Here is a 24645-nt window from a genome sequence, read left to right on the forward strand (position 1 = left end):
AATCGCCAAACAGGTGCCTTTCGCGGCCACCTCGGGGACTGGGGCCCCGCAATCAGAAGGGCAAATGGGTGGCAAAGCCGTCAGCGTGACAGTATCCGGCGCTTTTCGGCCATGGCTTCGCGTCGCCGCTGCTCGATCCCGAGTTTGAAAGATTCTTCAACAAAGTCTATGTGATCCTTTGCCGCTTTTTCGGCCCGCTTCTCATCCCCTTCGATCACCGCGCGTCCAAGTTCGAGATGTTGTTGCAGCAGCTTTTCGCCGGTCCCGTCAATCGTGCGCAAGAAGTCGCGATTGTAGAAAACGCCCTTGCGGGTGAGTTCGTAGATCGACGCCATCATGTGGATCAGGGTCGCGTTCTGGCTGGCATCCACAATCGCGGAATGCAGCGCAAAGTCCGCCTCTTGCGAAGCCTTGGCGTCCTGCTCCTGCCAGGCACGCTCGTTTTCATCAAGGATCTCGGAAATCCGTTCCTTGTCTGCCTTGGTGGCGCGACGTGCGGCAAGCCGGGCCGCGAAACCTTCCTGCTCGCGGCGATACTCCAGATAGTCGAAGAAAGCCGGCTCGTGGCGTTCGTACAAAGCAAGAAGCGCGGGCATCATGGCTTGTCCGGTCAGGGCCGCGACGAATGTTCCCTCACCGTGTTGCGTTGTGACCAGCCCGCGTTCTTCCAGCACCTGAAGGGCCTCGCGCAACTTCGGGCGCGACACGCGCAACATCTCGGCCAGATCGCGCTCGGAAGGCAGTTTTCGGCCCTGCTTCAGGATGCCCGAAGCGATCAGGTCCTCGACCTGTGAAACCACCGCATCAGCCAGCGATTCGTGTCCAACCGGTTCAAAAATCGCCGTGGTGTTCATGAGATATTGCCCCGTGTGACGCTGAAATAACCAGAATAACTGGTAAACAAAGATAACCATATCCGTTCAGATTTCAAGCGCGAGGCTGTTCTTCCCGGATGTGAAACACATGTCTGTTTTTGAATGATTTTTGGAGAATCTGTTGGTTTTTGAGGCAGTCGTATCGGGATTTCGCAGGGCTTGCAGAAGGCGAGATTCCAGTTTCGATCGGCGCCAGTGGTAAACAAAGTTATTGACTGGTTTAAGCTGGTAAAGTTAGTTTACCACCGGAGCGGCGCTGGAAGAGCCTGCGCCACTGATCGGAGAAAACCCGACCAACCCTGGAGGAGATTTCATGAAGAAGACCCTGACAAGCCTGGCCGTGGCCGCCAGCCTGCTGGCGGCACCCGCAGTTGCGGCGGACAAGCTGCTGCTGAAAACACCGATTGCCTTTTCGACCGAACTGCCGGGCCTGGGTTCGCCTATTCCACGTGTGGCTGATCAGCTGGAACTGATGTCCGGCGGCACGCTGAAGATGAAGGTGTACGAGCCGGGAAAACTGGTGCCGCCCTTCGAAATTCTGGACGCCGTGTCCACCGGCAAGATCAACTCGGGTTACACCACGGCCGGTTACTGGGCCGGAAAAATCCCGGCTGCGCCGCTGTTCTCGGCCGTGCCGTTCGGCCCCGAGGCGGGCGAATACATGGCTTGGCTGTATTATGGCAACGGCATGACCCTGTATCAGGAGATGTATGATCAGGCCGGTTACAACGTCAAAGTACTGCCCTGTGCCATCATCGCGCCGGAAACCTCGGGCTGGTTCGCGTCCGAAATCAATTCGCCCGAGGACCTGAACGGGCTGAAGATGCGTTTCTTTGGTCTGGGCGGCAAGGTGATGCAAAAACTGGGTGTGGCGACCTCGCTGCTGCCAGGTGGCGAGATCTTCCCCGCATTGGAAAAAGGCGCGATTGACGCGACCGAGTTTTCAATGCCTGCCATCGACGCGCGCCTGGGCTTCCACAAGCTGGTCAAATTCAACTATTTCCCCGGCTGGCATCAGCAGGCGACCGTGTTTGAACTGCTGATCAACAAGGACGTCTGGAACGAAACCAGCGATCAGCACAAGGCAATCATCGAAAGCGCCTGCAAGGCTTCGATGGCGGACAGCTTTGCCGAAGGCGAAGCCATCCAGCACGCGGCCCTGATCGACAACGTTGAAAACAACGGCGTCACCATCAAGCAGTGGTCGCCCGAGATGCTGGATACCTTCCGCGCGACCTGGGAAGAGGTTGCCGCAGAAGAAGCCGCCAATGATGCCTTCTTTGCTAAGGTTCTGGCCGACATGAACGAATTCCGTGACGGCTATAACCTCTGGAAGACGAACGCCTTCCTCCCACGTCAGTAATCTCTCCCTCACTGACGTTGCCGGGGCGGCCCGATCCGCCGCTCCGGTTCCTGCTTTTCGATCTTCGGACTTTCTAACCTTTCACTACCCGTATTCCGGGTTGCTGAGCGAGGAATGACCATGACCACCCAAAAGAACCTCAACGATCCGGTCGAAGCCTATGAAGGCATCCTGGAACACCCCGATTCCGACCGCCAGAAAATCGCCGTCGCGATCGACGCCGGGGTCAAGGCTGTGGGTCATGTCGTCATGTGGGCCAATGTCCTGCTGATGGGCGCGATCTTCGCACAGGTCTCGCTGCGCTACCTGTTAAGCCAGAACTACCCGAAACTGGATGAGATCCAGTGGCATTTCTATGGAATCGTCACGATGATCGGCATCTCGTATGCCTTGATCACCGACAGCCATGTGCGTGTGGACGTCCTGCATATGCAGCTTTCGCGCCGCGCGCAGCGGATCATCGAGGTGATCGGCATCCTGACCCTGCTGACCCCGTTCATCTATCTGATGGTCGATCAGGGCTATGATTATTTCTACGAAAGCTTCCGCGTCAACGAACGCTCGGACAGCCCCACCGGCCTGCCTGCGCGTTGGGCTTTCAAGGCGGTGATTCCGATCAGCTTTGTGCTGTTGGCGCTGGCCGCGTTGGCACGGTTGATCCATGACGGGCACGCGCTGATCTACGGGCCGGCCTCGGAACGTGAAGGCGCGCCGCTGCGCCGTATTCTTCTGGTGCTGGCGGTATTCGCAGCCGTCTGCGTTGGCTTGACCTTCCTTGTCGAAACGACCGAGGAAAAGCTGGTCATAGCGATGTTCCTGACCTTCATTGCGCTGCTGTTCACTGGCTATCCGGTGGCATGGGTGCTGGCGGGTGTCGGTGTGGCTTATTGCGGTCTGGCTTACCTGTTCGACAACGATCTTATGCTGTGGACGGGTCTTGAGAGCACCTTTACCGGGCTTGATTACCTGACCCTGGGTGCTGTGGTGAACCGGGTCTACGCGACCATGTCCAACGCGGTTCTGGTTGCGCTCCCGATGTTCATCTTCATGGGGCTGATGCTGGACGAATCCGGAGTGGCCGAGCGTCTGATGTCCTCGATGCAGCGCCTGTTCGGGACGGTGCGCGGAGGACTGGCCATCACCGTGACCCTGATCGGGATCATTCTGGCGGCCTCAACCGGCATCATTGGTGCCTCGGTTGTTCTGCTGGGCGTACTGTCGCTGCCGTCGATGATGCAGCAGAAGTACCAGCCGACGCTGGCGGCGGGCGTGGTTTCGGCCTCGGGGACATTGGGCATTCTGATCCCGCCCTCAATCATGCTGGTGATCATGGCCGACCAGATGGCGCTGTCCGTCGGAGACCTGTTTATGGCCGCGGTTTTCCCGGGCGTGATCATCGGCGGGCTGTACCTGACCTACATCTTCATTCTGGCTCTGGTGAAACGCGACGCGGCCCCCGTGCCCGAAGGCGCCAAAGCCCCCGACTGGGCAGCCGTTAAGGACGTGCTGATCGCCGTCATCCCGACGCTGATGCTGATCCTTGCCGTGCTGGGGTCGATCTTTGCCGGTCTGACCACGCCAACCGAAGCGTCCGGCATCGGTGCCTTGGGTGCGACCCTGCTGGCGCTGGGCTATCGCAAGCTGACCTTTGCCAAGCTGTGGAACGTGTTGGTGTCGACCTTCAACACCACCGCCTATATCTTTGCGATCTTCCTCGGCGCGACCGTGTTCTCATACGTGCTGCGCGAGTTGGGCGGGGATGAGTTGATCGAACATGTGGTGCAATCCACCGGCTTTGGTGCCAACGGGACAATTCTGTTCATCCTGTTCATCGTCTTCCTGCTGGGCTTCGTGCTGGACTGGATCGAGATCACGCTGATCGTGCTGCCCCTGATGCGCCCCATCGTGAACGGTCTGGGCATCGACATCCCCGGCTTTGGCGTTCTGGATGAACCGGCGCTGGTGTGGTTTGTGATCCTGGTTGCGGTGACGCTGCAAACCAGCTTCCTGACGCCGCCTGTTGGCTTTGCCTTGTTCTATCTCAAAGGTGTTTGCCCACCAGAGATCAAGCTGACGCATATCTACAAGGGCATCATCCCATTTGTCCTGCTGCAATTGACCGGATTGGCGCTAGTGTTTCTGTGGCCGACCCTTGCCACCTGGTTGCCGTCGGTCGCCTACTAAGGAGCTTATCGGATGCGCCTGAGCCAATGTCATAACTTCCACGACTTCCGGCGGCTGGCCAAGCAACGACTGCCGGGGCCGATCTTCAATTACATCGACGGTGGCGCGGATGATGAGGTGACGTGCCGGGAAAACACCAAGGCGTTCGACCGCTGCGATCTGTTGCCTTCGGTCCTGCGTGGGGTTTCGGACGTGGACATGTCCGTCACTGTGATGGGGCAGAAACTGGACATGCCGGTCTATTGCTCACCCACCGCGTTGCAACGCCTGTTCCACCATCAGGGTGAGCGCGCGGTCGCGGCAGCAGCAGAGAAATACGGCACCATGTTCGGAGTTTCCTCTCTGGGCACCGTCTCGCTGGAGGAGCTGCGCCAAAAACATAAGAACCCGCAGGTCTATCAATTCTACTTTCACAAGGATCGCGGGTTGAACGCCGCCATGATGCAGCGCGCCAAAGAGGCGGGCGTCGAGGTCATGATGCTGACCGTCGACAGCATCACTGGCGGTAACCGCGAGCGTGATCTGCGCACGGGGTTCTCGATCCCGTTCCGCTTGACGCTGGGCGGCATGATACAGTTTGCGATCAAGCCGATGTGGGGGATCAACTATGTCACCCATGAAAAGTTCCGGCTGCCTCAGCTTGAGGAACATGTGGATATGGGCGGTGGGGCCAGTTCCATCGGTGGGTATTTCACCGACATGCTGGATCCGTCGATGAACTGGGATGACGTGGCGCAGATGGTGCGCGGCTGGGATGGTCAGTTCTGCCTGAAGGGGATCATGACCGTCGAGGATGCCAAACGAGCGGCTGAGATCGGTTGCACCGGCATCATCCTGTCGAACCACGGTGGCCGCCAACTGGACGGATCGCGCACGCCGTTCGATCAATTGGCTGAGATTGTCGATGCCGTTGGCGACAAGCTGGACGTGATGATGGACAGCGGCATTCAGCGTGGCACCCATGTGCTCAAGGCGCTGTCGATCGGGGCCAAAGCCGTGGGTATCGGGCGGCACTACCTGTATCCTCTGGCTGCAGCGGGGCAGGCTGGGGTCGAACGGGCCCTTGGGCTGATGCGTGCCGAGATCGAGCGCGACATGAAACTGATGGGTGTCACCAGTGTTGGCGAGCTCAGCCGCGAGAATATTCGTTTCCGCAATCCCTAACCCGAAACAGGGGCCGATATGACCAATGACGCGTTGATCAAACATTTCCGCTCTATCGTCGGTACGCGTCACGTGCTGATTGGAGAGCGCGCGACAGAGCGCTTTCGGCGCGGTTTCCGCTCGGGCGAGGGTGAGGCGCTGTGCGTCGTTCAGCCGGGGACCCTGCTGGAGCAATGGAAGATCCTGCAAGCCTGCGTTGCAGCCGACAAGATCGTCATCATGCAGGCGGCCAATACTGGCCTGACAGAAGGGTCTACGCCGTCCGGCACCTATGACCGTGACGTAGTTCTGATCAACACGCGCCGGATGGATACTCTGGTGCCCTTGAACGACGCAGAGCAGATCGTCAGCTTTCCGGGCGCCACGCTTTTTGCGTTGGAAAAACTGTTGGCCCCGTTCGGACGCGAGCCGCATTCGGTGATCGGTTCGTCCTGCATCGGCGCGTCGATCGTGGGTGGGGTATGCAACAATTCCGGCGGTTCTCTGGTAGAGCGCGGTCCGGTTTACACGGAACTTTCCGTCTATGCGCAAATCACCGAACAGGGTGAATTGGAACTGGTCAACCATCTGGGCATCGATCTGGGCAGCACGCCGGAAGAGATCCTTGCAAACCTCGATGCAGGCAGGTTCGAACGCAATCCCGGGGCAACCAACAAACGTGCATCGGCCAGCGACTACGCACAGATCGTGCGGGATGTGAATGCGGAAACGCCTGCGCGGTTCAATGCGGACAAGGCCAAGCTTTTCGAATCTTCGGGCTCGGCCGGGAAGCTGGCCGTTTTTGCGGTGCGCCTTGACACCTTTCCCAAGAACGAGGTCGAGAAGGTGTTCTATGTGGGCACCAACAATCCCGACGATCTGGCGGACCTGCGGCGCCACATATTGTCAGAGTTCAAATCGCTGCCGGTTTCGGCCGAATACATGCATCGCGAAGCGTTCGATATTGCAGCACGCTATGGCAAGGACACGGTCGTGATGATCGACAAGCTTGGCACGGACCGTCTGCCAATGTTCTTTGCGATGAAAGGCGCCGTGGATGCACGCCTGCGGCGCATTCCGTTTTTGCGAAATTTCACTGATCGTTTCATGCAGGCAGCAATAGCTTTGTGGCCCCGCGTCCTGCCCAAACGGATGACGGATTTTCGCGACAAGTTCGAACATCACTTGATCCTGAAAATGAAGGATGAAGGTGTGTCCGAGGCCGCCGAGTGGTTGCCGCGATTTCTGAGTGGCCGGGATGGCGGATTTTTCGAATGTGATGCGCGCGAGGCCAGGATCGCAGGCCTTCATCGTTTTGCGGCGGCGGGCGCTGCGGTGCGTTACATGGCAATCCATTCGGACGACGTCGAAGACATCATCGCACTGGACGTCGCACTGCGCCGCAACGACCGGGACTGGCTGGAGAAGCTGCCGCCTGAGATCGAAGACCAGTTGGTTCACAAACTCTACTACGGGCACTTCATGTGCCACGTGATGCATCAGGACTACATAGTCAAAAAAGGGGCTGACCCAAAAGCTCTGAAGGCCGCAATGTTGAAACTGTTTGATGAACGCGGCGCGGAATACCCTGCTGAACACAACGTGGGGCACCTTTACAAGGCCAAGCCCGACCTGGCGGCACATTACAAATGCTGTGACCCGACCAACGCGTTCAATCCCGGTATCGGCAAAATGTCCAAGGCGAAGAATTACCAATAGCCGGTTTTCCTGCGCGGCAGGGTGCTGTGAAAACGGCCGACAGATTCGTCGGGTTCTGATGAAAAGAGTGTTGGTGCCCGACAGCCTGATATCCTGAGCGCAACCCCGCAAGCATCTGCCGCGTAGAAGGCTGCCAGAACTGAATGAACGTCGCGTGTCAGGTGTAGGGAAGATTCGGACGGCGCAGTCGGGGTCGTCGGAATCGGCAGGGAATTTCGCGTTGAGGCACGGAATTCAGCCGCGTTTGACGCAAATCGTTTGTTTCGAGTGTCACACACACGCATTTGCCAGGCTGTCCGGGATTTGAACCGGCGGGTTCATGCGGTCACTTGACAGAGCACCGTTCTGTTCAGGCAATTTCAGGGCCGCGTGATTTCTGACGGGTTTTCCTAGGGTTACCCTTGGCTTGCAATCGGCTTGCAGATCACCCCTGCGAAGCTGCGGGCCGGAAGCCTGTCTTGCATGCGAAAATTTGCAGATGACCGGGGCCGGAAAAACGCCATTTATCCCTTATTTTTCGCATTTTTTGGGGAACTACGGGAAACCCCCAATTTCGCGCCGCGACAAACAGGGGTAAACATAACTTACCGTACTTACCACACAAACACACACGGTATTAACTTTCCCCGATGAGGGGCTGGCCACACCCCCTCGGCCGGCCCCTCTTAACTTTGGGGGGCATGGCAGTCGGGGTCAGTGGCCATGCGGATCGTTGCCGGCGTCGAAGGGCGCGATGGTCTTTGCGACCGGTGTCAGCTTTTGATCAATTTGGCGACGAGGGCGGGCAAATCTTGTGATGCGCCATAGGCCACGGTGTGTGGAATTTCGGCGACCGGCGTCTTCCGGTATCCTTCTGTAAACAGCAAAAACGGTATCTTCGCACGCGCAGCCGTTTCCGCGTCAACTTCGCTGTCGCCGACGAACAGACGCGGGCCGGACGTCTGAAGCGCATCGAAGCTTGCGAACAGATGGTTGGGGTCCGGTTTTCGCGTCGAAAGGCTGTCGCCACCCAGAACCGCGTCGAAATACCGGGACAGGTTCAGTGCCTCCAGCACATGCCGCGCCGGTGTTTCGGGTTTGTTGGTACAGACGCCCAGAACGCATCCCATTTGCTGCAATTTGGTCAGTGCCTCTGGGATGCCGGGGTAGGGAACGGTCGTTTCGCTGGCCGCGGAATTGTAGTGTTTGAGGGTTAGTTGGGTCAGTTCCGCGTGGCGATCCAGCGGCAGCCCGCAATGCCGGATCATGCGTTCGACCAGCTTGGGTAAACCGTTGCCGACGAATCCTTTGATGATATCCGTCGCCAATGGATCATGCCCGACGTCGTTCAGCGTGCGGTTGGCCGCCGCCGCCAGATCGCCCAGGCTGTCCACCAGCGTTCCGTCCAGATCGAATACAACTGCTGCGGTCATGTTTGCTTGCCCTTCATCGCCCGACCCAAGACCTAACCCGCCCTGTTCCAAGGGGCAATCGCCTGTTTCAAAACGATGCTTGACAATCCTTACTAAAATAATCAGATTAAGTGACAGGAACAGAAAGCCAGCCCTTTCGGGGTCAGCCAAATCAATTGAAACGCGATAGATATGGCACCATGCCGAAACGCTCTGGAGATGTCCCGATGAACGTACAGAACCCGACCCCAACCCAAGGTTACGCTGTCTCGATGCTTCCCGCGCACAAGGCCGAGGATCTGACCAAGGGCGGCAACCTGGCCCATATAGAGCTGGGCGATCAACTCTATACCCTGCGCATCACCCGTGCAGGCAAACTGATCCTGACGAAATGAGCGCGCCTTTCAAGCGCGGCGGCGCAGCGGTTGGCCGCCTTGCCGATCTCGATCCCATCGAAGCGGGCGCCGTGATGTATCTGCGGATGTGGAGCGAAGGCGAGGACGGTCGTGCCGACGCTGCCAGCGATTTCCAAGTCGCGCTGGGCGCGGATTGCGGGCGTGCGGCAATGCTGACTTTGGATCGCTTGTGCTCGCTATGCGCCACCCATGGCCGCCGCCCCCTGATCCGGCATGGTCTTGGATGTGCGTGCCTTGGCGCGGATGAGAATTGCTTTGCACAGATGATCGCGGCAGCGTCCGAAGGGGCGCGTGAAGATGCGATGATGCTGGCGTCTTTGATCGTACGTCCGGATTTTGCCCCCGCGCTGGCATCCCTGTCGGAAGAACTGGGGCTGACTCTCAGACGTATGACCGCAGGTTTTAGAATGCCGACCACCGGTCACCAGACCCCCTCGGCCGTGCTCCACTGACCCTGTGTGTGAAACGGTTGAACCCCGGCGATGCGCCGGGGTTTTTTCGTTCAGCAGCACCCGCATCCGGCATGGTGAAGGTCATGATCGCAAACAGGGGCAGGGGTAAAGTCGCCCACCTCGGACAACACATCCCGCAGCGCCCACAGGATCATGTCAACATCCTCGGCCTCGATGGTCAGGGGCGGGCGGATTTTCAGGATGTTGTCCTTGGGCCCTTCGCTGCCGATCAGGATGCGATGATCGCGCATCCGGTTTTTGACATAGCTGCAAATCTCGGTGCCTTCGCTTCCATCGGGGTTGATCAGTTCCACGCCGAGAAACAGCCCCATACCCCGCACGTCGCCAACGCAACCAAAGTCGGCTTCGATCTGGCGCAGCCCCGCCATCAGACGATCCCCCATCCGGCGGGCATTGTCCTGCAACCCTTCGTCATCGACGATATCCAGCACCTCTTTGCCGATCCGGCAAGACAGGGTTGAACCGCCAAAGGTCGAAAAGAACTCGATCCCGTTGTTGAAGCTGTCCGCGATCTCGCGGGTTGTCACCAGCACGCCCAGCGGGTGCCCGTTGCCGATTGGCTTGCCCATCACCACGATATCCGGAACCGCTCCCTGGTGTTCGAAGCCAAAGTAATACTCACCCAGCCGTCCCAGACCTGTCTGCACCTCATCGGCGATGCAAACACCCCCCGCAGCACGTATTTTTTCGTAAACCGCATGTAGATAGCCCTTGGGCGGAATGATCTGGCCGCCGACCGACGGGAAGGTTTCCGCGATGAACCCGGCCACGCCCTGTCCCCGATCCCGAAGGGCGGCAATCGCCGGATCGACAAGATCAGCAAATCTTTGCGCCCGGTCCGCATCATCACGCTTGAATGACCCGCGATAGTCATCGGCAACCTCGACCAGTTCAACCCAGTCGGCTTTCCCGATGCCGCCCGGTTTGTTGAACTTGTAGGCCGAGATCGCCACCGCAGCGTTCGTGTTGCCGTGATAGCCGTGATCCGGCGTCACGATCCCCTTCGCGCCGGTATGGGCGCGGGCCAGTCGCAGGGCCAGTTCGTTGGCCTCGGTTCCCGAGTTGACGAAAAAGCAGACCTGTAGGTGATCCGGCATCTTCGACAGGATCTTGTCGGCAAGTTCCACCTGTGCCGGATGCAGATAGCGGGTGTTCGAGTTCATGCGCCTTAGCTGATCCGCAGCCACGGCCTGAATGCGCGGATGGGCATGTCCCACATGCGGGACGTTGTTGTAGGCGTCCAGATAGGGGCGTCCCCATTCGTCGAACAGGTGATGCTTCCAGCCGCGCACCAGCATGACCGGGTCGTCATAGGTCAGGGACAGGTTGCCCCCGAAAAGCGCCCGCCGTTTGTGCAGGATGTCCGCTTTGTCAGTGGGGTGATAGAACACCTTGTCATCCGGTAGGTTCAGCAACGCCGCCGGGTTCGGGCAGACCGCGTGCCACAGCTCCAGTTCGTCCGGGTCTCCGACACCGGGCCAATCCGCTTCCATGCCATCGGTGGTCAGGGCCAGCTGGAAATGCATATGCGGGGCCCATCCGCCATTCTGGTCGGCATCGCCCAACCGCGCAAACGCGGCCCCCTGTGCCACCGGGTCGCCGGGTTTCAGCCGGTCACAGCATTCCGGATCCAGATGGCCATAGAGCGTATAGAACGGGTCGCCTTCGGGCGTTTCGTGATGCAGGATGATCACCCCGCCGTAATCAAGGTGCTGGTCGCGGTTTTCGACCACTTCGACCCGCCCACTCATCGGTGCATGCAGAACCGTCCCGGCAGGCGCAAACACATCCACGGCCAGATGAACCGTCCGCCGGTCCGAGGCTTTCCATGGGCCCTTGCGAAACCCCGGCTCGGCGTAGATCAGGCGGGGCTCGTTATAGTAACCCAGCCACAGGTCCTGCCCGTATTCCTCGCCAACGCGCGCGGCCTCGGCCAAAGGCATGTGGAATGGGTCTTGCGGCCAGACGCAGTTTTCGACCGAAAGCGAGCCCATGGGCACACCGCCCAGGTCCTGGCCGAACATGTCGGCAAAATGTCCCCGGTGTTCCTGAAGATAGGCGTGGATGCGTTCAGCCCCATCAACCACGGGCAAGCCGCAAGCCGCCCGCAACCGCGCCGACATCAGTCCGCCATTGACTGACGTGTTCTCAAGGAACCGCCAAGCGGGCGCCTGAGAGATCGTCACATAGGGATCATCCGGATTCTCGGCCGCCATCAGGGTCGAGTTGACGACCGACACGGCAAGCCGCATCCTCAGCAACGGCCAGATCAGGTCAACCTCATCCGCCCGCAGCCGATTGGCCGCGTGATAGCCCTTTACCAACGCAGCCAGTGCCCGTTCCGGTTTGGGGTGATCCAGCACGACATACGCGCCGGCAATCGCCAGATCGCAGATGCGCGGCGCGGCGCACATGTCGCCCAGATCGATCAGGCCCGAGATCCGCCGCCGCTCGCACAGCTCTCCTTCGACCAGAATGTTGTAGTCATTGGCGTCATTGTGGATGGCCTGTTTCGGCAGATCCGCAAGGACATCCGCGATTGCAGCGAACCCCTCACAGATTTCCGTCAGCAGCGCCCGCCGCGCGGAGTCAGAGATCGCGTTTAACTTGTCAGCAATCCAGCCCGCCTGCATCAGGTCCCATTTGAAACCGGCCCGGTGCAACCCTTCATGCTCAAACCCTTCCAGGGCCCGGTCGGTTGCCCCCAATACGCGGCCCAGTTTCAGGATCAGCTCTTCGGATTTTGGAGCGGCCTTCGCGTAACATTGGCCCGGCAGGCACTCCAACAGCCAAACCAGCCTGCGCTGTCCTTCAGAATTGGCAATCTCGGGCAGCATTGCGCCGGTCAGATCAGGGAACACCTTGGGAAACGGCAGCCCCGGTGCCTCAGAAGCGATATGTGCCAGCGCCTTGATTTGCAGATCAACCAGATCCACATCGCATCCGGCCCGCATGGCCTTAAGCACATAATCCTGACCATTGGTGGCGTGCACCAGAAAGTTCAGATCATATTCACCATCCAACCGCGTCAAACGGGCGTCCAACCCCCAGAGCTGCCGCAGCGCGGCCGTCCAAAAAGCACTCAAATCGTCCATTCCCGTCTCCGCTCCGATCGCGCCGGAGCCCTCTTCATCTGGCCAAAAGTATCCTCGGGGGGAATCGCGCCTTGGCGCGATGGGGGGCAGACAGCCCCCCCCGCGTTACCCCATAGCCCGCAGGCGCTTGATCAACGACGAGGTGTCCCAGCGGCCACCACCCAGTTTCTGCACATCCTTGTAAAACTGATCGACCAGAGCGGTGACGGGCAGGGACGCACCGGTTTCATTGGCGGTATCCAGACAGATACCCAGATCCTTGCGCATCCAGTCGACGGCAAAGCCATGTTCGAACTGATCATCCAGCATGGTCTCATACCGGTTTGCCATCTGCCAACTGCCCGCCGCGCCCTGGCTGATCACCTCGACCACGGCCCTTCCGTCCAGCCCGGCCTTCTCGGCGAAGTGCAACGCTTCGCTCAGCCCCTGAACCAACCCTGCGATGGCGATCTGGTTGCACATCTTGGTCATCTGGCCCGCGCCGCTGTCGCCGATGCGGCGGCAGATCTTCGCATAGACCTGCATCACCGGTTCAGCCGCATCATACGCCGCCTGATCTCCGCCGCACATGATTGACAGAACACCGTTTTCGGCGCCTGCCTGACCGCCCGAGATCGGCGCGTCCACAAAGGCGATACCCTGTGATTGGCCGGCCGCGTACAATTCCCGCGTGACCTTTGCAGAAACCGTGGTGTGGTCTACGAAAACAGCCCCGTTGGACATGCCGCGAAATGCGCCGTCCTCGCCCGTGCAAACCATGCGCAGATCGTCGTCATTGCCGACGCAGGCCATCACAAATTCGGCGCCTTCAGCCGCGTCTTTCGGGGTGGCCGCCATCGATCCGCCATGCTGCTTTACCCAGGCTTCGGCCTTGGCGGCCGTGCGGTTGTAGACGGTGACGTCATGACCTGCGGCCTGAAGATGCCCAGCCATAGGATAGCCCATGACGCCCAGGCCAAGGAACGCGACTTTTGCCATTTTGTGATCCTCTCCGCTGTTCGGTCGGCTTCAGCGGTACGTGCCTGGCCGAAATGTTTGGCGAAGACAAAGCAAAGCTGCGCCCAAAGGGCAACCCCAAGTCAGCCCTTCCCGCCCAGATCCTGCAGGATCGGGCAGTCCGGCCTGTCATCCCCGGCGCAGGCGTCGATCAGGTGGCTCAGCGTTTCGCGCATCGCGTTCAGGTCGGCGATCTTGGCTTCGATCTGCGCCAGATGGTCCCGCGCGACCTGTTTCACATCTGCGCTGGCGCGGGTTTCATCCTCGTAAAGCGCCAGCAATGTCCGGCAATCCCCGATGGTGAATCCCAGAGCCCGGGCACGGCCCAGAAAGTTCAGCTTGTGCACATCCTGATCGCGAAATCGGCGATAGCCGTTGTCGTCGCGCAGCGGTTTGATCAGGTCGATGTCTTCATAGTACCGGATCGTCTTTGCAGGCAGGCCGGTGCGGGCGGACACATCTCCGATATTCATGCGTGCACCTCCTTGGCGGGCGGGATCGGGGTTTCCGGCACGCTGGCTTGAACGCGACGCAGACGCAGCGCGTTCGAGACGACAAAGACGCTCGAAAGCGCCATTGCGCCCGCCGCCAGTGCCGGAGACAACAGATGGCCTCCGAACGGGTACAGCGCACCAGCGGCGACCGGGATCAGCAGGACATTGTAACCGAATGCCCATCCCAGGTTCTGGCGTATGTTCCGCATCGTTCTGCGGCTGATCTCGGTTGCATTTGCAACCCCGCGCAGATCGCCGGACATCAGAACGACATCAGCCGTTTCGATGGCCACATCGGTGCCCGTCCCGATGGCGATGCCGATGTCAGCCGTTGCCAGCGCCGGGGCGTCATTTATGCCGTCGCCGACGAAAGCCAGCGTACCGAACTGGTCCCGCAAGGCGGTGATCGCATCCACCTTGCCGTCGGGCAGCACTTCGGCGGTGACGTGATCAATCCCCAGCCGATCAGCCAAGGCCTGCGCGGTGCGCGCGTTGTCTCCGGTGACCATGGCAACGGTCAGACCCATTTGGTGGAGCCGCTCCAGCGCCTCTTCGGTGCCGGGTTTGACCGGGTCGGACACAGACAACGTGGCTGCGGCCTGCCCATCCAATGCGACGAACAATGGTGTAGCCCCTTCGGCGGCGCGGGCCTCTGCCTCGCTTGCCAGGGGGCCAAGGTCGATCCCGCATTGTTGCATAAGCCGGTGCGACCCGATCAACACGTTGCGGCCGTCAACCAGCCCCTGCATGCCAAGCCCGGTAAGCGACAGGACGTCCGTCGCCTGTGGCAGCGTCGCAGGCCCGGCCCGGGTGATCGCCGAAGCTATCGGGTGTTCCGACCGCGCCTCGAGGGCGGCGGCCAGCCGCACGACCTCATCCCTGTCAAACCCGTTCGCCGTCAGAACATTGTCCAGTTCCGGACGGCCCAGTGTCAGGGTCCCGGTCTTGTCCAGCGCGATGACGCGTGCCTGCTGAAGCTGCTGCAAGGCATCACCTTTTCGGAACAGAACCCCCAGTTCGGCCGCGCGCCCGGTGCCGACCATGATCGAGGTCGGAGTGGCCAGACCCATGGCGCAGGGGCAGGCTATGATCAGCACGGAAACCCCGGCGACAAGCGCCAGCGGCAGGGCGGGGCTTGGGCCGAAGATCAGCCAGGCCGCGACGGTGATCACGGCGACCAGGATGACCGCCGGGACAAAGCGATATGTAATCCGATCGACCAGACCCTGGATCGGCAGCTTGGCCCCCTGCGCCTGCTGCACCATGCGAACGACCTGGGCCAGCACCGTGTCGCCCCCCACGCGCGTCGCCCGAACCAGCAAGGCGCCTGTGCCATTCACGGTTCCTCCGACAACAGCCGCGCCGGCTGATTTTCCAACGGGTATCGGCTCGCCCGTGATCATGCTTTCATCGACGTAAGAGGTGCCCTCGAGCACTTCGGCATCCACCGGCACACGTTCGCCCGGGCGGATGTGCAGGATGTCGCCCACCGCAATCTCGGCGATAGGGCGGTCTTCTATCCGGCCATTGATTTCGACCTGCGCGCTTTTGGGCTGAAGGCCCGCCAGTTTACGGATCGCAGCCCCGGTTTTGCCCTTGGCGCGCGCCTCCATCAGCCGGCCCAGAAGGATCAGAACGACAATCACAGCCGCCGCCTCGAAATAGACGTTGGCAGTTCCCATCGGTAACGCGCCGGGGGCGAATGTGGCCACCACCGAATACAGATAGGCCGCCCCGGTTCCCAGCGCGACCAGCGCGTTCATATCCGGCGTGCCCCTCAGCAACGACGGGATGCCCTTGCGATAGAACACGCGACCGGGTCCCAGCAGCAGGGCCGTTGTCAGGGCGAACTGAATCAACTGGCTAGTCTGCGTGCCGATGGTGGCGTGTACCCAATGGTGGAAGGCGGGGATCATGTGCCCGCCCATCTCAAGAATGAACACGGGCAGGGCAAGAGCGGCCGCCAGCAGCGTGGCCCGGGTCAGCCCTGCTGTTTCAGTGTCTGCGCGGTCTTCGGGTGTCGAAGCGGCTTGAAGCCGCGTCGGGTATCCGGTGTCGGTGACCACCTGTGCCAGCGCCTGTGGCGTCGTTGTCCCAACAGCGTAAGTCACCGCGGCAGTTTGTGTCGCCAGATTGACCTGCGCTTCGATCACACCGGGGCTGGCCTTCAGCGCGCGCTCGATCTTGGCCACGCACGAGGCGCAGTTCATACCTTCAATGATCAGATCAGCCCGGCTGGTCTCGGCCGGATACCCTGCCGCGTCCAATGCCTTGGTCAGCGCCGAAACCGGCCCGTCAAAAGCCACCTGTGCGGACTTGGTTGCAAAGTTGACCGAGGCCGTTTCCACCCCGGGCACATCACGCAGCGCCTCTTCAACGCGTCCCACGCAGGATGCGCATCCCATGCCCGTGATTTTCAGCTCTGTCAGTGCTTTTTGCGCCATGCGACTCGCCCATGAAGTTTCCTTACTCACCAGATGGGGGTTCCAGTGACAGGAAGGTCAAGGGCCTGGGGCAGTTTTTTAATGCCCCGAGCCGCGCACGTTTCGTTCCATCATGCGCTGATAGAGGCGCGGTGACAGACGGTTGAGCCACCAGGACAGGCGCGCCACGCGGCCAACCGGGATCATGGGCTGCGATTTGTCCAGCCCGCGCAGGATCGTTTCGGCGGCGGCCTCGGGGCTCATCTCGTCCATCCCGTCCTTCGCCGATCCGGGCCGCGCTGTGCCATCCGCCTGCTCTTGTGCGTTGCCGGGGTTGGTGGCCACAAAGGACGGCGCAGCGATCAGAACCTCAACGCCATGAGGGGCTTCTTCCGAGCGCAGCGATTTGAAGAACCCCTCCAGCGCGTGTTTCGAGGCAGCATAGGCCGTCCGATGGTAAAGCGGTGCAAACCCGGCCACCGATGAGATGGCCAGATGTGTCCCCTTTGACGTCCGAACCGGGTGCAAGAACGCGCGGGCCATTTCAACGGCCGCAAAATAGTTGATGTCAAACAGAGTTCGGTGGCTGGCCGCGTCGGACTTTTCAAAGGCCCGGATTTGCGTGACACCGGCGTTGTAGATGACCAGATCGATACTGTCGCTGGTCGCGATCACCTTTTGAGTTGCTCTGGCAAGCTGGTCGGGATCCGTCAGGTCGCAGCCAACAGGCAACTGGTTCGGCCCGGTGTCCAGACCTGAAACATCGAGATCCAGCAGCACCACTCGCCACCCGCGACTTTGTAGAGCATGGCTGAGGGCCCGCCCCAAACCGCCCGCCCCGCCGGATATGACAGCCGTCTTCATAGCCCCGCCTGTTTTTGCCAGAGCGAGAATACCTGGGCGCTGGTTTTTTCCGGCGTGTAACCGAAGTCGGATTTCAGGGCGGTGTTGTCCAGAACCGGTCGATATTGCAGAAATCGCACCTGTTCCGGCCCATAGCGGGACAGACCCAGCGGACGCGCAGCGGCCAAAGCCGATTTCAGCACCCAAGCGGGCAGGCGCAGAACCGGTTTCCCCATCGCACGCGCCAGATCGGTCACGCCCATCGCGCCGTCCCCGGCGACGTTGTAAACGCCATCCGGCCCGTCGGTTGCCGCGCGCTTCAGGATGCGTGCCAGATCATGCGTCCAAATGAACACAAACGGGCTTTCGCTGCCGACCACGGCCAGCAGGCGGGGTTTGTGAAACAGGGCGGTGATCTGGTTTTCGGACCCGGCCCCCAGAACCGTGCCCACGCGCAGCACGACCTGTTCCAGATCGGGGGCGGCTTTGCGAACCTCGGCCAGCATCTCTTCGACCTGCCTTTTGTGATCGGAATACGGGAACTCTGGGTTGCCGCGCAACGGATCATCCTCGCGCAGGGGCACGGGGTTGTCCGCGTGATAGCCGTAGGCTGCACCCGAGGATGTGACCACCAATCTACGTACTCCGTTGGCAAGGGCCGCGTTCACCACCTTGCGGGTGCCCTCGACATCAACCGCATATGCCGCCGCCCGTTCCATTTTTGGCGGAGGCGTCACGATGGAGGCCAGATGCACTATGACTTCAGGCTTCACGTTGGAGATCGCGCGCGCGGGCGCGTCGGTCGTTACATCCAAGGGCAGATAGTGGACGTTTTCCGGCATGCTGTCGGGGCGTTTGATATCCGTTGCAAAAACATCGTGCCCCTTAAGTTCGGGCAACAGTGCCTGCCCGACCATGCCGGCGGCGCCTGTGATCAGGATACGGCTCATCGCGCGGCCTCAGTTCGGGCCATGACCGACGCCAGGGCAATCCCCGAGATCGCGTGCCAGATGCCCCAGAATGCGGCCACGACGGCCATGCCGCCCAGCCCGTGGAAAAAGGCAAAGATCAGCACCAGCCCAAGGCCGGAATTCTGAATGCCGGTTTCGATGGTGATGGCACGGCGATCGAAAGGGGACAGCCGGGTCAGAGTGGCCACAACCCAACCGCCCCCCAGTGCCAGGGCGTTGTGAAGGATCACAAGCCCGGCAACAGCCCCGGCAAAGCTGAGGAAGAACCCCCAGTTCGCGCCCAGGGCAAGTAAGATGAAAGCCGCAAAAATACCCATCGACAGGTATTGCAGCGGCGCACGCAACCGTGCGGTCAGGGCCGGGCGGCGCTGGTTCAGAGCAATGCCCAGGACCAGAGGCAGGATCAGCATCAACCCGACAAGGATTGCGATTTGCAGCGGGTCAATCTGGGTCTGTTGCAATATCGCGCGTGTCGGCGGATACAACCCGCCCCAAAGCGCAATGTTGAAGGGCGTCATGAAAATCGCGCCAATGGTGGCAAAGGCGGTCATCGACACCGACAGCGCCGCATTGCCACCGGCGCGGTGCGTAATGAAGTTCGAGATATTGCCCCCCGGACAGGCTGCGACAAGGATCAGCCCAAGCGCAATTGACGGTCGCGGGGCCGTCACCCACACAAGCGCAAAAGTCAGCGCCGGCAGGACCAGGAATTGGGATACCAGCCCTACGATCACTGGCTTCGGCGCGCGTCTGAGGCGATCAAAATCCCTTGGTGTCAGATCGATCGCAATCGAGAACATCACGATCGCCAGTATCGCATTCAACAACGTCAGAGAGGCCGGGCTGAAGTTCAGCGTAATTTCGTCGATACCACTCATACGGCTGCTTTCCGCAGCCGTTCGATCCACCCGGTGACAGCCTTTCTGTAGGTGGCCTTGTCCACGTAGTAAGCCATTCGCGGTAGATCGATATAGCTCATGCCTCCGGTGGCGCGCGTATAGTCTTTTTGTTTTTCGGATTTCAGATCGGCCGCCACCGGGCAACCCTTTTGAAGACCTTTGATATAGCGCGCCACCATTTCGGCCTGCTCGTGCCTGCCTTGCCAGCCCAGACCCGTGGCCTCGACCATGCCCAGCACAAAAAGATCGTCCCGTTCGGGGTGCATCGCGTTCAGGTACAGATGTGGGGCATCGCCCTGCCAGTTCAGCAGGCCCCGGTCGATGAACGGATAGTGCAGCTTGTATCCGGTCGCGGCGAGAATCATGTCATAGTCTGCGCGCGTGCCGTCCTTGAAATGCACGGTTTTGCCTTCCAGGCGGTCGATATCGGGGCGAATGCGCAGGTCGCCATGGCCTGCGTGGTACAGGACCAACGAATTCACCACCGGGTGGCTTTCGTACAGCTGGTAATCGGGCTTGGGAAAGCCGAATTTCTGCGGATCACCGACAAACCAACTGAGGATGAGGCTGTCCACCTTACGCTTGAGCCACATGGGCAGGCGGATCTTGCCGCCCATCGTGTCGGCCGGTTTGCCGAAAACGTATTTGGGCACGAAGTAATAGCCGCGGCGCATGGACAGATCGCAGCGTTCTGCGTGATGGATTGCGTCAACCGCAATGTCACAGCCGGAATTGCCCGCGCCCACGACCAACACGCGCTTGCCGTCGAACTGACTGGGGTACCGATATTGCGAGGCGTGGATCAACTCGCCGTCAAACGTGCCGGGAAAGCTGGGCATATTCGGTTCCGACAAGGTGCCGTTTGCAATCAGAACCCCCGCGAATTCGGCCTGATGCTCACCTTCGGCGTCCCGCCAGCCAACACGCCAACCGTCACCGGATTTGCCCAGCGGAGTGATCCGGGTGACTTCTGCATTGAACTTGTAGGTTTCACGCAGGCCGAAACGATCGGCAAAGGCCCGGAAATAGTCGCGCATCGCCCGGTGCGAGGGGTACTCGGCCACCGCCTCATCCATCGGGAAATCCTCGAATTCGGTCATGCGTTTTGAAGAGATCAGATGCGCCGATTCATACATGGTTGATCTGGGGGCGTCGATATCCCACAGACCGCCCACATCCGAATGCAATTCGAAGCCCTGAAAGGCGATGCCCTGTTCCTTCAGCACCTTGGCTGCGGCCAAACCCATCGGCCCCGCCCCGATCAGGGCGAATGCGTTGCGTGTCTGTGTCATGAACCCTCCCGAAGTTCGTGATGCTTAACTTGAACGAACGACCAAAATAAGGCAAGATGAAATTCATGAGTCCAAAAAACATAGAAAAACCAAGGCAAAGAGCACCCTCCAAGCGATCGCTTGAAACCAAGGCTCGGATCATGGATGCGGCTGAAACCGTCTTTGCCGAACGGGGATTCGAGGGTGCGTCTATCCGGGATATCGCGGCCTTGGCGGGGGTTCAGATTGGCCTTGTGCACCATCATGGTGGTGGCAAGGAGGAGTTGTTTTACAAAACCGTGGCGCGGCGCGCGGACGCGCTGGCGCAGCTTCGGATCGACGCGTTGAACAGGGCCAAGGCCGTCGCTCCGCTGACGCTTCACAGCATTCTGGACAGCTTTATCCGACCCTATGTGGACCTGGCAGAAACGGGTGGGCCCGGATGGATGGCATATGGGCGGTTAGTGGCCCACGTATCGGTTGACCCCAGGTGGCGCGATATCGCAGCGGAGTGTTTCGACCCTACCGCCCAGCTGTTCATCACCGAGATCGCCACGCTTTACCCGGATGTCGATCCTGCGGTTTTGGCAAGTGGCCAGGTTTATTCGGTCTCGGCGATGCTGGCCCATCTCAACAGTGGATGGCGGGTCAAAGCCCTGTCGCAGGGCGGTGACGTATCAGGCATGGACCGTCTGGTGGACTTTTGCGCCGCCGGTATCGAAGCAATGGTACGATCCGACCGTTGATGAACCATCACGCGGCGCCCGGTTGAGTGTTCAATCGTTCAGATGGCGCCTTGTATCCGAAGTAGCTGTTTCCAAAATTTGGACAATTGGCACAGGCCAGATGATTGTGTCCTTTTTGGCGCTCTTTGGGGCGTCATTCGCCTTGATTGAGGTGAAAACGTGGCGTCAATGTGGCGCGTGAGCTAGAAATATGATTCTGTTGTGCTACTCTGTCACAGAGTGGTTTGTAACGAGTATTGGTACGTAAGGTGGGCACATGACATTCATACGAAACATAGCTGCGATCGCTGTTGCAGGTGTGATGACTGCAAGCGGTGCGTCGGCGCTGACCATTTCCAGCATCTCGCCCTCTTGGCAAAACGTAAATCCAAGTTCCGGCGTTACTGAAAGCACCTCTGGTTCTACGATTTCTCTTCGCTGGGGAAGTGGCAGCAGCTCGAGTGGTTACGATTTCACGCCAACTGGCACGCCAATTTCAGGTCTGATGCCTGGAACTGCTTTTGCTCTGGGTCAGTTCTCGCATCTGAATTTCCCGATCACGGGAACAACCCTAAGCTCCGTCGACCTTCTTGTTGACATATTGATCAGCGGTGGCCCTTTGGTGTCTTCGTCGTTTGCCCTGACGCATAACGAGACATTGAATCGTCCAACGAACTGTCCGGCGGATTCTACCCCTTGTGATGACATCGTGACCATTACCAACAATTTGGGCTCTCAGAACTTTAATTTTCGTGGACAGAATTATGTGTTCTCGGTCCTCGGGTTCTCTCAGGACGGCGGCAGCACCATTTCGAACGGCTTCAGCACAACGGAAAACATGCAAAACGTCGCAACGCTGTATGGGGAATACACGGTAGCCCCCGTGCCGCTGCCCGCAGCTGGCTGGCTGCTTCTTGGCGGCATCAGCGGTTTGTTTGTGATGGGGCGCCGGAAAAAGCGCAGCACGGCCTGATCTGGCTTATTTATGCTCTCACCATTCTTGGTGGTGAGAGCAGACCTGGAACCGGGCCGCTCTTAGGCCAGGTTCTTCAGTCTTTCAGCCTATGCGCCCCGTGAGCCCGAGTTGATGGCATTGGCTTGAAACGACAAGCGCGCTTGCCGGGTTCCTGCCGCAGTGACGCTCGGTCATCATTCTTGCTGCAAATGTTCGAACAAAATCTTGCTGAATACCGATGGCGGCGACGTTCGTACGGCGCTGGGCGAGACGAAAAAACCGAACATGATGATCAGAATGATCAGGGCAGTACCGGCAAGGCAAGCCGCCGAGAGGTGAAAGACCGAGCGAACCATTGCGACACTCCCTTCTCTTGAAATCCGTAAATTCTGTGAGGGCTGAAACGTCAACCTGACTTTGCCAATTGCTGTTTCAGCCTTTGGTTTTCCGCCTGCAACTCTGCCAACTGCTGCCCCAGCCTGTTCAGATGAGGGCGCAACTCTGCTTCGGTGAAGCGCGGCGTGATGTGGCTTGGGCAGTTCCAGTCCAATGCCTCGACGCGGATGATCACGGCCCGTTCGGCCGGTCCCTCGGCCTCTTCCGGGTAAAGGGTGGCGGCCGCTGTTTCGCCTTCCGTGAACTCTACGCGCCCAAGGATCTTGAGACGGCGTCGGTTGGCGTAATCCATCAGGATCATTGCAATACGATCATTGCCGTCCAGATTCCCGCGCGAGATATACTGTTTATTGCCCGAAAAATCCGCATATCCGATGGTCTGAGGGCCAAGTACCTTCAGAAACCCTGTCGGCCCGCCCCGATACTGCACATAGGGCCAGCCGGTCTCGGACACGGTGGATTGATAGAACCCGTCCCGCGCCTGAATGAACTCTTTCTCGGGGTCTCCGATCAGATGGCCTTGCCGCGGGCCACCTGCAATGAACTTGGCATAGGTTCTGGCCGATCCCATCCTTTCTTGATGGGCGCGGACAGCGGGTGTGAAGGTCAGTTCGGAAAAAGCGCGGGGCATTGGAAAATCCTTTCAAAGACCCAGTTCGGACAACCCGGGGTGGTCATGGGGGCGTTCGCCCAAGGGCCAATGGAACAGCCTGTCATCTTCGGCTATCGGAAGATCGTTGAGCGAGGCATGGCGATGTGACATGCGCCCGTCATCGGCGAATTCCCAGTTTTCATTGCCATAGGATCGGAACCACTGACCGCTGTCGTCGCGCCATTCATAGGCATAGCGTACGGCAATGCGATTTCCGGCAAAGGCCCACAGTTCCTTGATCAGGCGATAATCCAGTTCCTTCCGCCATTTGCGGGTCAGAAAGGCGTGGATGTCGGCGTGGCCGGACAGGAATTCAGCCCGATTCCGCCATTGACTGTCATCCGTATAGGCGGGCGTCACGCGGTCGGGATCGCGACTGTTCCAGGCATCTTCCGCCGCGCGCACTTTTTGAGCGGCAGTTTCCAACGTGAAGGGGGGCAAGGGGGGTTTGGACATTTCGCAAAAGGCTTTCAGGTGAGGGAGGCGGCAAGAAGAGCCATGGTCAGAAGGAAGGGGACGTACTGAGGTGGAAAAATGCTGGCGCGACGTTTCATCGGTCAAATCCTCGAGTGTACAGATCGGTTAACTTACAAGCAAAGTGTACCGATCTGTAAACTTTTGCAAGTGGAAATTTCATGGTGAGACAACGCGCCCGGTAAAACTATTTCAAAACAATGCCTTGCCTTGGGGTCATTGTACTTCACGCTTCATGATAATATGTACAGAACGGTACACCATGGAGCCGAATCATGCGCCCAAACAAACGGGATGAGTTGGTCAGCAAGGCCCTGAAGGTCTTTTACCGCGACGGGTTTCACGCAACCGGCATGGACAAGCTGGTTGTGGAAACGGGCGTGTCCAAGACGTCGATGTACAAGCATTTCCGCACCAAGGAAGACCTGATCGTCGCCGCGCTGCGCTTGCGGGATGAGAACTTTCGCAACTGGTTCTTTCAGCGCATCGACGAGATGGCGGAAACACCGGCCGATCAGATCATCGTCAGTTTCGATGCCCTGAAAGAATGGTTCGAAGAGGACGGGTTCCGGGGCTGCATGTTCATCAAGGCTGGGGCCGAGTATCAGGACAAGGATCACCCGATCCATGTGCAGGCCGCCGAACACAAACAGCTTTTGCTGGAACACTTCACGGCCATAGCCCAGCAGGCCGGCGCGCATGATCCTCGGAAGCTCGCGAGTCAGATCGTGTTGTTGCAGGAAGGAGCCATCGTTTCCGCCGTTCTGCTCAAGAACTGCGATCCGGCGGAAGACGCCAAGGATGCGGCCAAGCACCTTTTGGCCAAAGCACTGGCTTAACCCCGCCAGTCAAAAGGTATTCTCTGTCATCGCAGACCGAGACGTTGC

21 protein-coding genes and 1 pseudogene are annotated in these 24645 nt (G+C 59.5%); 9 read left to right on the forward strand and 13 right to left on the reverse strand.

Annotated features, from left to right (window positions below; all coding sequences use genetic code 11):
- Positions 1-80: 80 nt before the first annotated feature.
- Positions 81-854: a FadR/GntR family transcriptional regulator gene (locus tag GS612_RS02315; protein WP_152458933.1), complete on the reverse strand. Its 774-nt coding sequence runs from the start codon at positions 852-854 to the stop codon at positions 81-83.
- Between the two features lie 334 nt (positions 855-1188).
- On the opposite strand from GS612_RS02315, the gene GS612_RS02320 reads away from it, so the two are divergent.
- From GS612_RS02320 to dld, 4 genes are all read left to right on the forward strand, one after another.
- Positions 1189-2238 (forward strand): TRAP transporter substrate-binding protein, encoded by a 1050-nt coding sequence (locus GS612_RS02320; RefSeq protein WP_152458932.1) that lies wholly within the window; start codon positions 1189-1191, stop codon positions 2236-2238.
- A gap of 120 nt (positions 2239-2358) precedes the next feature.
- A complete protein-coding gene (locus tag GS612_RS02325; RefSeq protein ID WP_171638954.1) occupies positions 2359-4422 on the forward strand; it encodes a TRAP transporter large permease subunit in 2064 nt (687 codons plus the stop codon).
- 12 nt (positions 4423-4434) lie between these two features.
- Positions 4435-5586: an alpha-hydroxy acid oxidase gene (locus GS612_RS02330; RefSeq protein WP_171638955.1), complete on the forward strand. Its 1152-nt coding sequence runs from the start codon at positions 4435-4437 to the stop codon at positions 5584-5586.
- An 18-nt stretch (positions 5587-5604) separates the two neighbouring features.
- Positions 5605-7284 (forward strand): D-lactate dehydrogenase, encoded by a 1680-nt coding sequence (dld, locus tag GS612_RS02335; RefSeq protein WP_171638956.1) that lies wholly within the window; start codon positions 5605-5607, stop codon positions 7282-7284.
- 752 nt (positions 7285-8036) lie between these two features.
- Here the strand turns inward: dld and gph are convergent.
- Positions 8037-8696: a phosphoglycolate phosphatase gene (gph, locus tag GS612_RS02340; RefSeq protein ID WP_171638957.1), complete on the reverse strand. Its 660-nt coding sequence runs from the start codon at positions 8694-8696 to the stop codon at positions 8037-8039.
- A 206-nt stretch (positions 8697-8902) separates the two neighbouring features.
- On the opposite strand from gph, the gene hemP reads away from it, so the two are divergent.
- Positions 8903-9070: a hemin uptake protein HemP gene (gene hemP / locus GS612_RS02345; protein WP_083445319.1), complete on the forward strand. Its 168-nt coding sequence runs from the start codon at positions 8903-8905 to the stop codon at positions 9068-9070.
- Positions 9067-9543: a hypothetical protein gene (locus GS612_RS02350; RefSeq protein ID WP_171638958.1), complete on the forward strand. Its 477-nt coding sequence runs from the start codon at positions 9067-9069 to the stop codon at positions 9541-9543. Before hemP ends, GS612_RS02350 begins: the two co-directional genes overlap by 4 nt.
- Positions 9544-9593: 50 nt before the next feature.
- Here GS612_RS02350 and GS612_RS02355 read toward each other — a convergent pair whose 3' ends face one another.
- From GS612_RS02355 to GS612_RS02390, 8 genes and pseudogenes are all read right to left on the reverse strand, one after another.
- Positions 9594-12659, reverse strand: a complete 3066-nt coding sequence (locus GS612_RS02355) for an aminotransferase class III-fold pyridoxal phosphate-dependent enzyme (RefSeq protein WP_171638959.1) — start codon at positions 12657-12659, stop codon at positions 9594-9596.
- Between the two features lie 105 nt (positions 12660-12764).
- A pseudogene (locus tag GS612_RS02360) lies at positions 12765-13643 on the reverse strand (NAD(P)-dependent oxidoreductase); the annotation flags it as partial.
- A gap of 95 nt (positions 13644-13738) precedes the next feature.
- Entirely contained in the window at positions 13739-14128 is a 390-nt protein-coding gene (gene cueR / locus GS612_RS02365) for a Cu(I)-responsive transcriptional regulator (protein WP_171118663.1), read from the reverse strand.
- On the reverse strand, positions 14125-16593 hold the full coding sequence (locus GS612_RS02370; RefSeq protein WP_171638961.1) for a heavy metal translocating P-type ATPase: 2469 nt from the start codon (positions 16591-16593) through the stop codon (positions 14125-14127). Before GS612_RS02370 ends, cueR begins: the two co-directional genes overlap by 4 nt.
- Positions 16594-16671: 78 nt before the next feature.
- On the reverse strand, positions 16672-17436 hold the full coding sequence (locus GS612_RS02375) for an SDR family oxidoreductase (RefSeq protein ID WP_171638962.1): 765 nt from the start codon (positions 17434-17436) through the stop codon (positions 16672-16674).
- On the reverse strand, positions 17433-18365 hold the full coding sequence (locus tag GS612_RS02380) for an SDR family oxidoreductase (RefSeq protein WP_171638963.1): 933 nt from the start codon (positions 18363-18365) through the stop codon (positions 17433-17435). Before GS612_RS02380 ends, GS612_RS02375 begins: the two co-directional genes overlap by 4 nt.
- Positions 18362-19264, reverse strand: a complete 903-nt coding sequence (locus tag GS612_RS02385) for a bile acid:sodium symporter family protein (protein ID WP_171638964.1) — start codon at positions 19262-19264, stop codon at positions 18362-18364. The genes GS612_RS02380 and GS612_RS02385 overlap by 4 nt, the downstream gene beginning before the upstream one ends.
- Positions 19261-20577: an NAD(P)/FAD-dependent oxidoreductase gene (locus GS612_RS02390; RefSeq protein ID WP_171638965.1), complete on the reverse strand. Its 1317-nt coding sequence runs from the start codon at positions 20575-20577 to the stop codon at positions 19261-19263. The genes GS612_RS02385 and GS612_RS02390 overlap by 4 nt, the downstream gene beginning before the upstream one ends.
- 65 nt (positions 20578-20642) lie before the next feature.
- Here GS612_RS02390 and GS612_RS02395 point away from each other — a divergent pair, with 65 nt between their 5' ends.
- Both GS612_RS02395 and GS612_RS02400 read left to right on the forward strand, forming a co-directional pair.
- Entirely contained in the window at positions 20643-21302 is a 660-nt protein-coding gene (locus tag GS612_RS02395) for a TetR/AcrR family transcriptional regulator (RefSeq protein ID WP_171118653.1), read from the forward strand.
- A 256-nt stretch (positions 21303-21558) separates the two neighbouring features.
- Complete coding sequence (locus tag GS612_RS02400) at positions 21559-22254, forward strand: THxN family PEP-CTERM protein (RefSeq protein ID WP_171232833.1); 696 nt, start codon at positions 21559-21561, stop codon at positions 22252-22254.
- A 176-nt stretch (positions 22255-22430) separates the two neighbouring features.
- On the opposite strand, the gene GS612_RS02405 is transcribed toward GS612_RS02400, so the two are convergent.
- The 3 genes from GS612_RS02405 to GS612_RS02415 are packed head-to-tail and all read right to left on the reverse strand — an operon-like array spanning position 22431 to position 23740.
- Positions 22431-22592, reverse strand: a complete 162-nt coding sequence (locus GS612_RS02405; protein WP_162896721.1) for a hypothetical protein — start codon at positions 22590-22592, stop codon at positions 22431-22433.
- A gap of 50 nt (positions 22593-22642) precedes the next feature.
- Positions 22643-23263: a pyridoxamine 5'-phosphate oxidase family protein gene (locus tag GS612_RS02410; protein ID WP_171118650.1), complete on the reverse strand. Its 621-nt coding sequence runs from the start codon at positions 23261-23263 to the stop codon at positions 22643-22645.
- A 12-nt stretch (positions 23264-23275) separates the two neighbouring features.
- On the reverse strand, positions 23276-23740 hold the full coding sequence (locus GS612_RS02415) for a nuclear transport factor 2 family protein (RefSeq protein ID WP_171638966.1): 465 nt from the start codon (positions 23738-23740) through the stop codon (positions 23276-23278).
- Positions 23741-24033: 293 nt separating this feature from the next.
- Here GS612_RS02415 and GS612_RS02420 point away from each other — a divergent pair, with 293 nt between their 5' ends.
- Entirely contained in the window at positions 24034-24597 is a 564-nt protein-coding gene (locus tag GS612_RS02420; protein WP_171638967.1) for a TetR/AcrR family transcriptional regulator, read from the forward strand.
- Positions 24598-24645: the final 48 nt, after the last annotated feature.

The sequence above is a fragment of the Ruegeria sp. HKCCD6157 genome (genome assembly GCF_013110685.1).
Taxonomy (GTDB): Bacteria; Pseudomonadota; Alphaproteobacteria; order Rhodobacterales; family Rhodobacteraceae; genus Ruegeria.

What these genes read in the sequence shown, in the direction of transcription:
- hemP (WP_083445319.1), top strand. Translation starts at nt 8,903, where the DNA reads ATGAACGTACAGAACCCGACCCCAACCCAAGGTTACGCTGTCTCGATG.
- GS612_RS02400 (WP_171232833.1), top strand. Translation starts at nt 21,559, where the DNA reads ATGACATTCATACGAAACATAGCTGCGATCGCTGTTGCAGGTGTGATG.
- GS612_RS02315 (WP_152458933.1), bottom strand. Translation starts at nt 854, where the DNA reads ATGAACACCACGGCGATTTTTGAACCGGTTGGACACGAATCGCTGGCT.
- GS612_RS02385 (WP_171638964.1), bottom strand. Translation starts at nt 19,264, where the DNA reads ATGAGTGGTATCGACGAAATTACGCTGAACTTCAGCCCGGCCTCTCTG.
- GS612_RS02390 (WP_171638965.1), bottom strand. Translation starts at nt 20,577, where the DNA reads ATGACACAGACACGCAACGCATTCGCCCTGATCGGGGCGGGGCCGATG.
- GS612_RS02355 (WP_171638959.1), bottom strand. Translation starts at nt 12,659, where the DNA reads ATGGACGATTTGAGTGCTTTTTGGACGGCCGCGCTGCGGCAGCTCTGG.
- GS612_RS02415 (WP_171638966.1), bottom strand. Translation starts at nt 23,740, where the DNA reads ATGTCCAAACCCCCCTTGCCCCCCTTCACGTTGGAAACTGCCGCTCAA.
- GS612_RS02410 (WP_171118650.1), bottom strand. Translation starts at nt 23,263, where the DNA reads ATGCCCCGCGCTTTTTCCGAACTGACCTTCACACCCGCTGTCCGCGCC.
- GS612_RS02350 (WP_171638958.1), top strand. Translation starts at nt 9,067, where the DNA reads ATGAGCGCGCCTTTCAAGCGCGGCGGCGCAGCGGTTGGCCGCCTTGCC.
- GS612_RS02370 (WP_171638961.1), bottom strand. Translation starts at nt 16,593, where the DNA reads ATGGCGCAAAAAGCACTGACAGAGCTGAAAATCACGGGCATGGGATGC.
- cueR (WP_171118663.1), bottom strand. Translation starts at nt 14,128, where the DNA reads ATGAATATCGGAGATGTGTCCGCCCGCACCGGCCTGCCTGCAAAGACG.
- GS612_RS02375 (WP_171638962.1), bottom strand. Translation starts at nt 17,436, where the DNA reads ATGAAGACGGCTGTCATATCCGGCGGGGCGGGCGGTTTGGGGCGGGCC.
- GS612_RS02380 (WP_171638963.1), bottom strand. Translation starts at nt 18,365, where the DNA reads ATGAGCCGTATCCTGATCACAGGCGCCGCCGGCATGGTCGGGCAGGCA.
- dld (WP_171638956.1), top strand. Translation starts at nt 5,605, where the DNA reads ATGACCAATGACGCGTTGATCAAACATTTCCGCTCTATCGTCGGTACG.
- GS612_RS02330 (WP_171638955.1), top strand. Translation starts at nt 4,435, where the DNA reads ATGCGCCTGAGCCAATGTCATAACTTCCACGACTTCCGGCGGCTGGCC.
- GS612_RS02320 (WP_152458932.1), top strand. Translation starts at nt 1,189, where the DNA reads ATGAAGAAGACCCTGACAAGCCTGGCCGTGGCCGCCAGCCTGCTGGCG.
- GS612_RS02325 (WP_171638954.1), top strand. Translation starts at nt 2,359, where the DNA reads ATGACCACCCAAAAGAACCTCAACGATCCGGTCGAAGCCTATGAAGGC.
- GS612_RS02420 (WP_171638967.1), top strand. Translation starts at nt 24,034, where the DNA reads ATGCGCCCAAACAAACGGGATGAGTTGGTCAGCAAGGCCCTGAAGGTC.
- GS612_RS02395 (WP_171118653.1), top strand. Translation starts at nt 20,643, where the DNA reads ATGAGTCCAAAAAACATAGAAAAACCAAGGCAAAGAGCACCCTCCAAG.
- gph (WP_171638957.1), bottom strand. Translation starts at nt 8,696, where the DNA reads ATGACCGCAGCAGTTGTATTCGATCTGGACGGAACGCTGGTGGACAGC.
- GS612_RS02405 (WP_162896721.1), bottom strand. Translation starts at nt 22,592, where the DNA reads ATGGTTCGCTCGGTCTTTCACCTCTCGGCGGCTTGCCTTGCCGGTACT.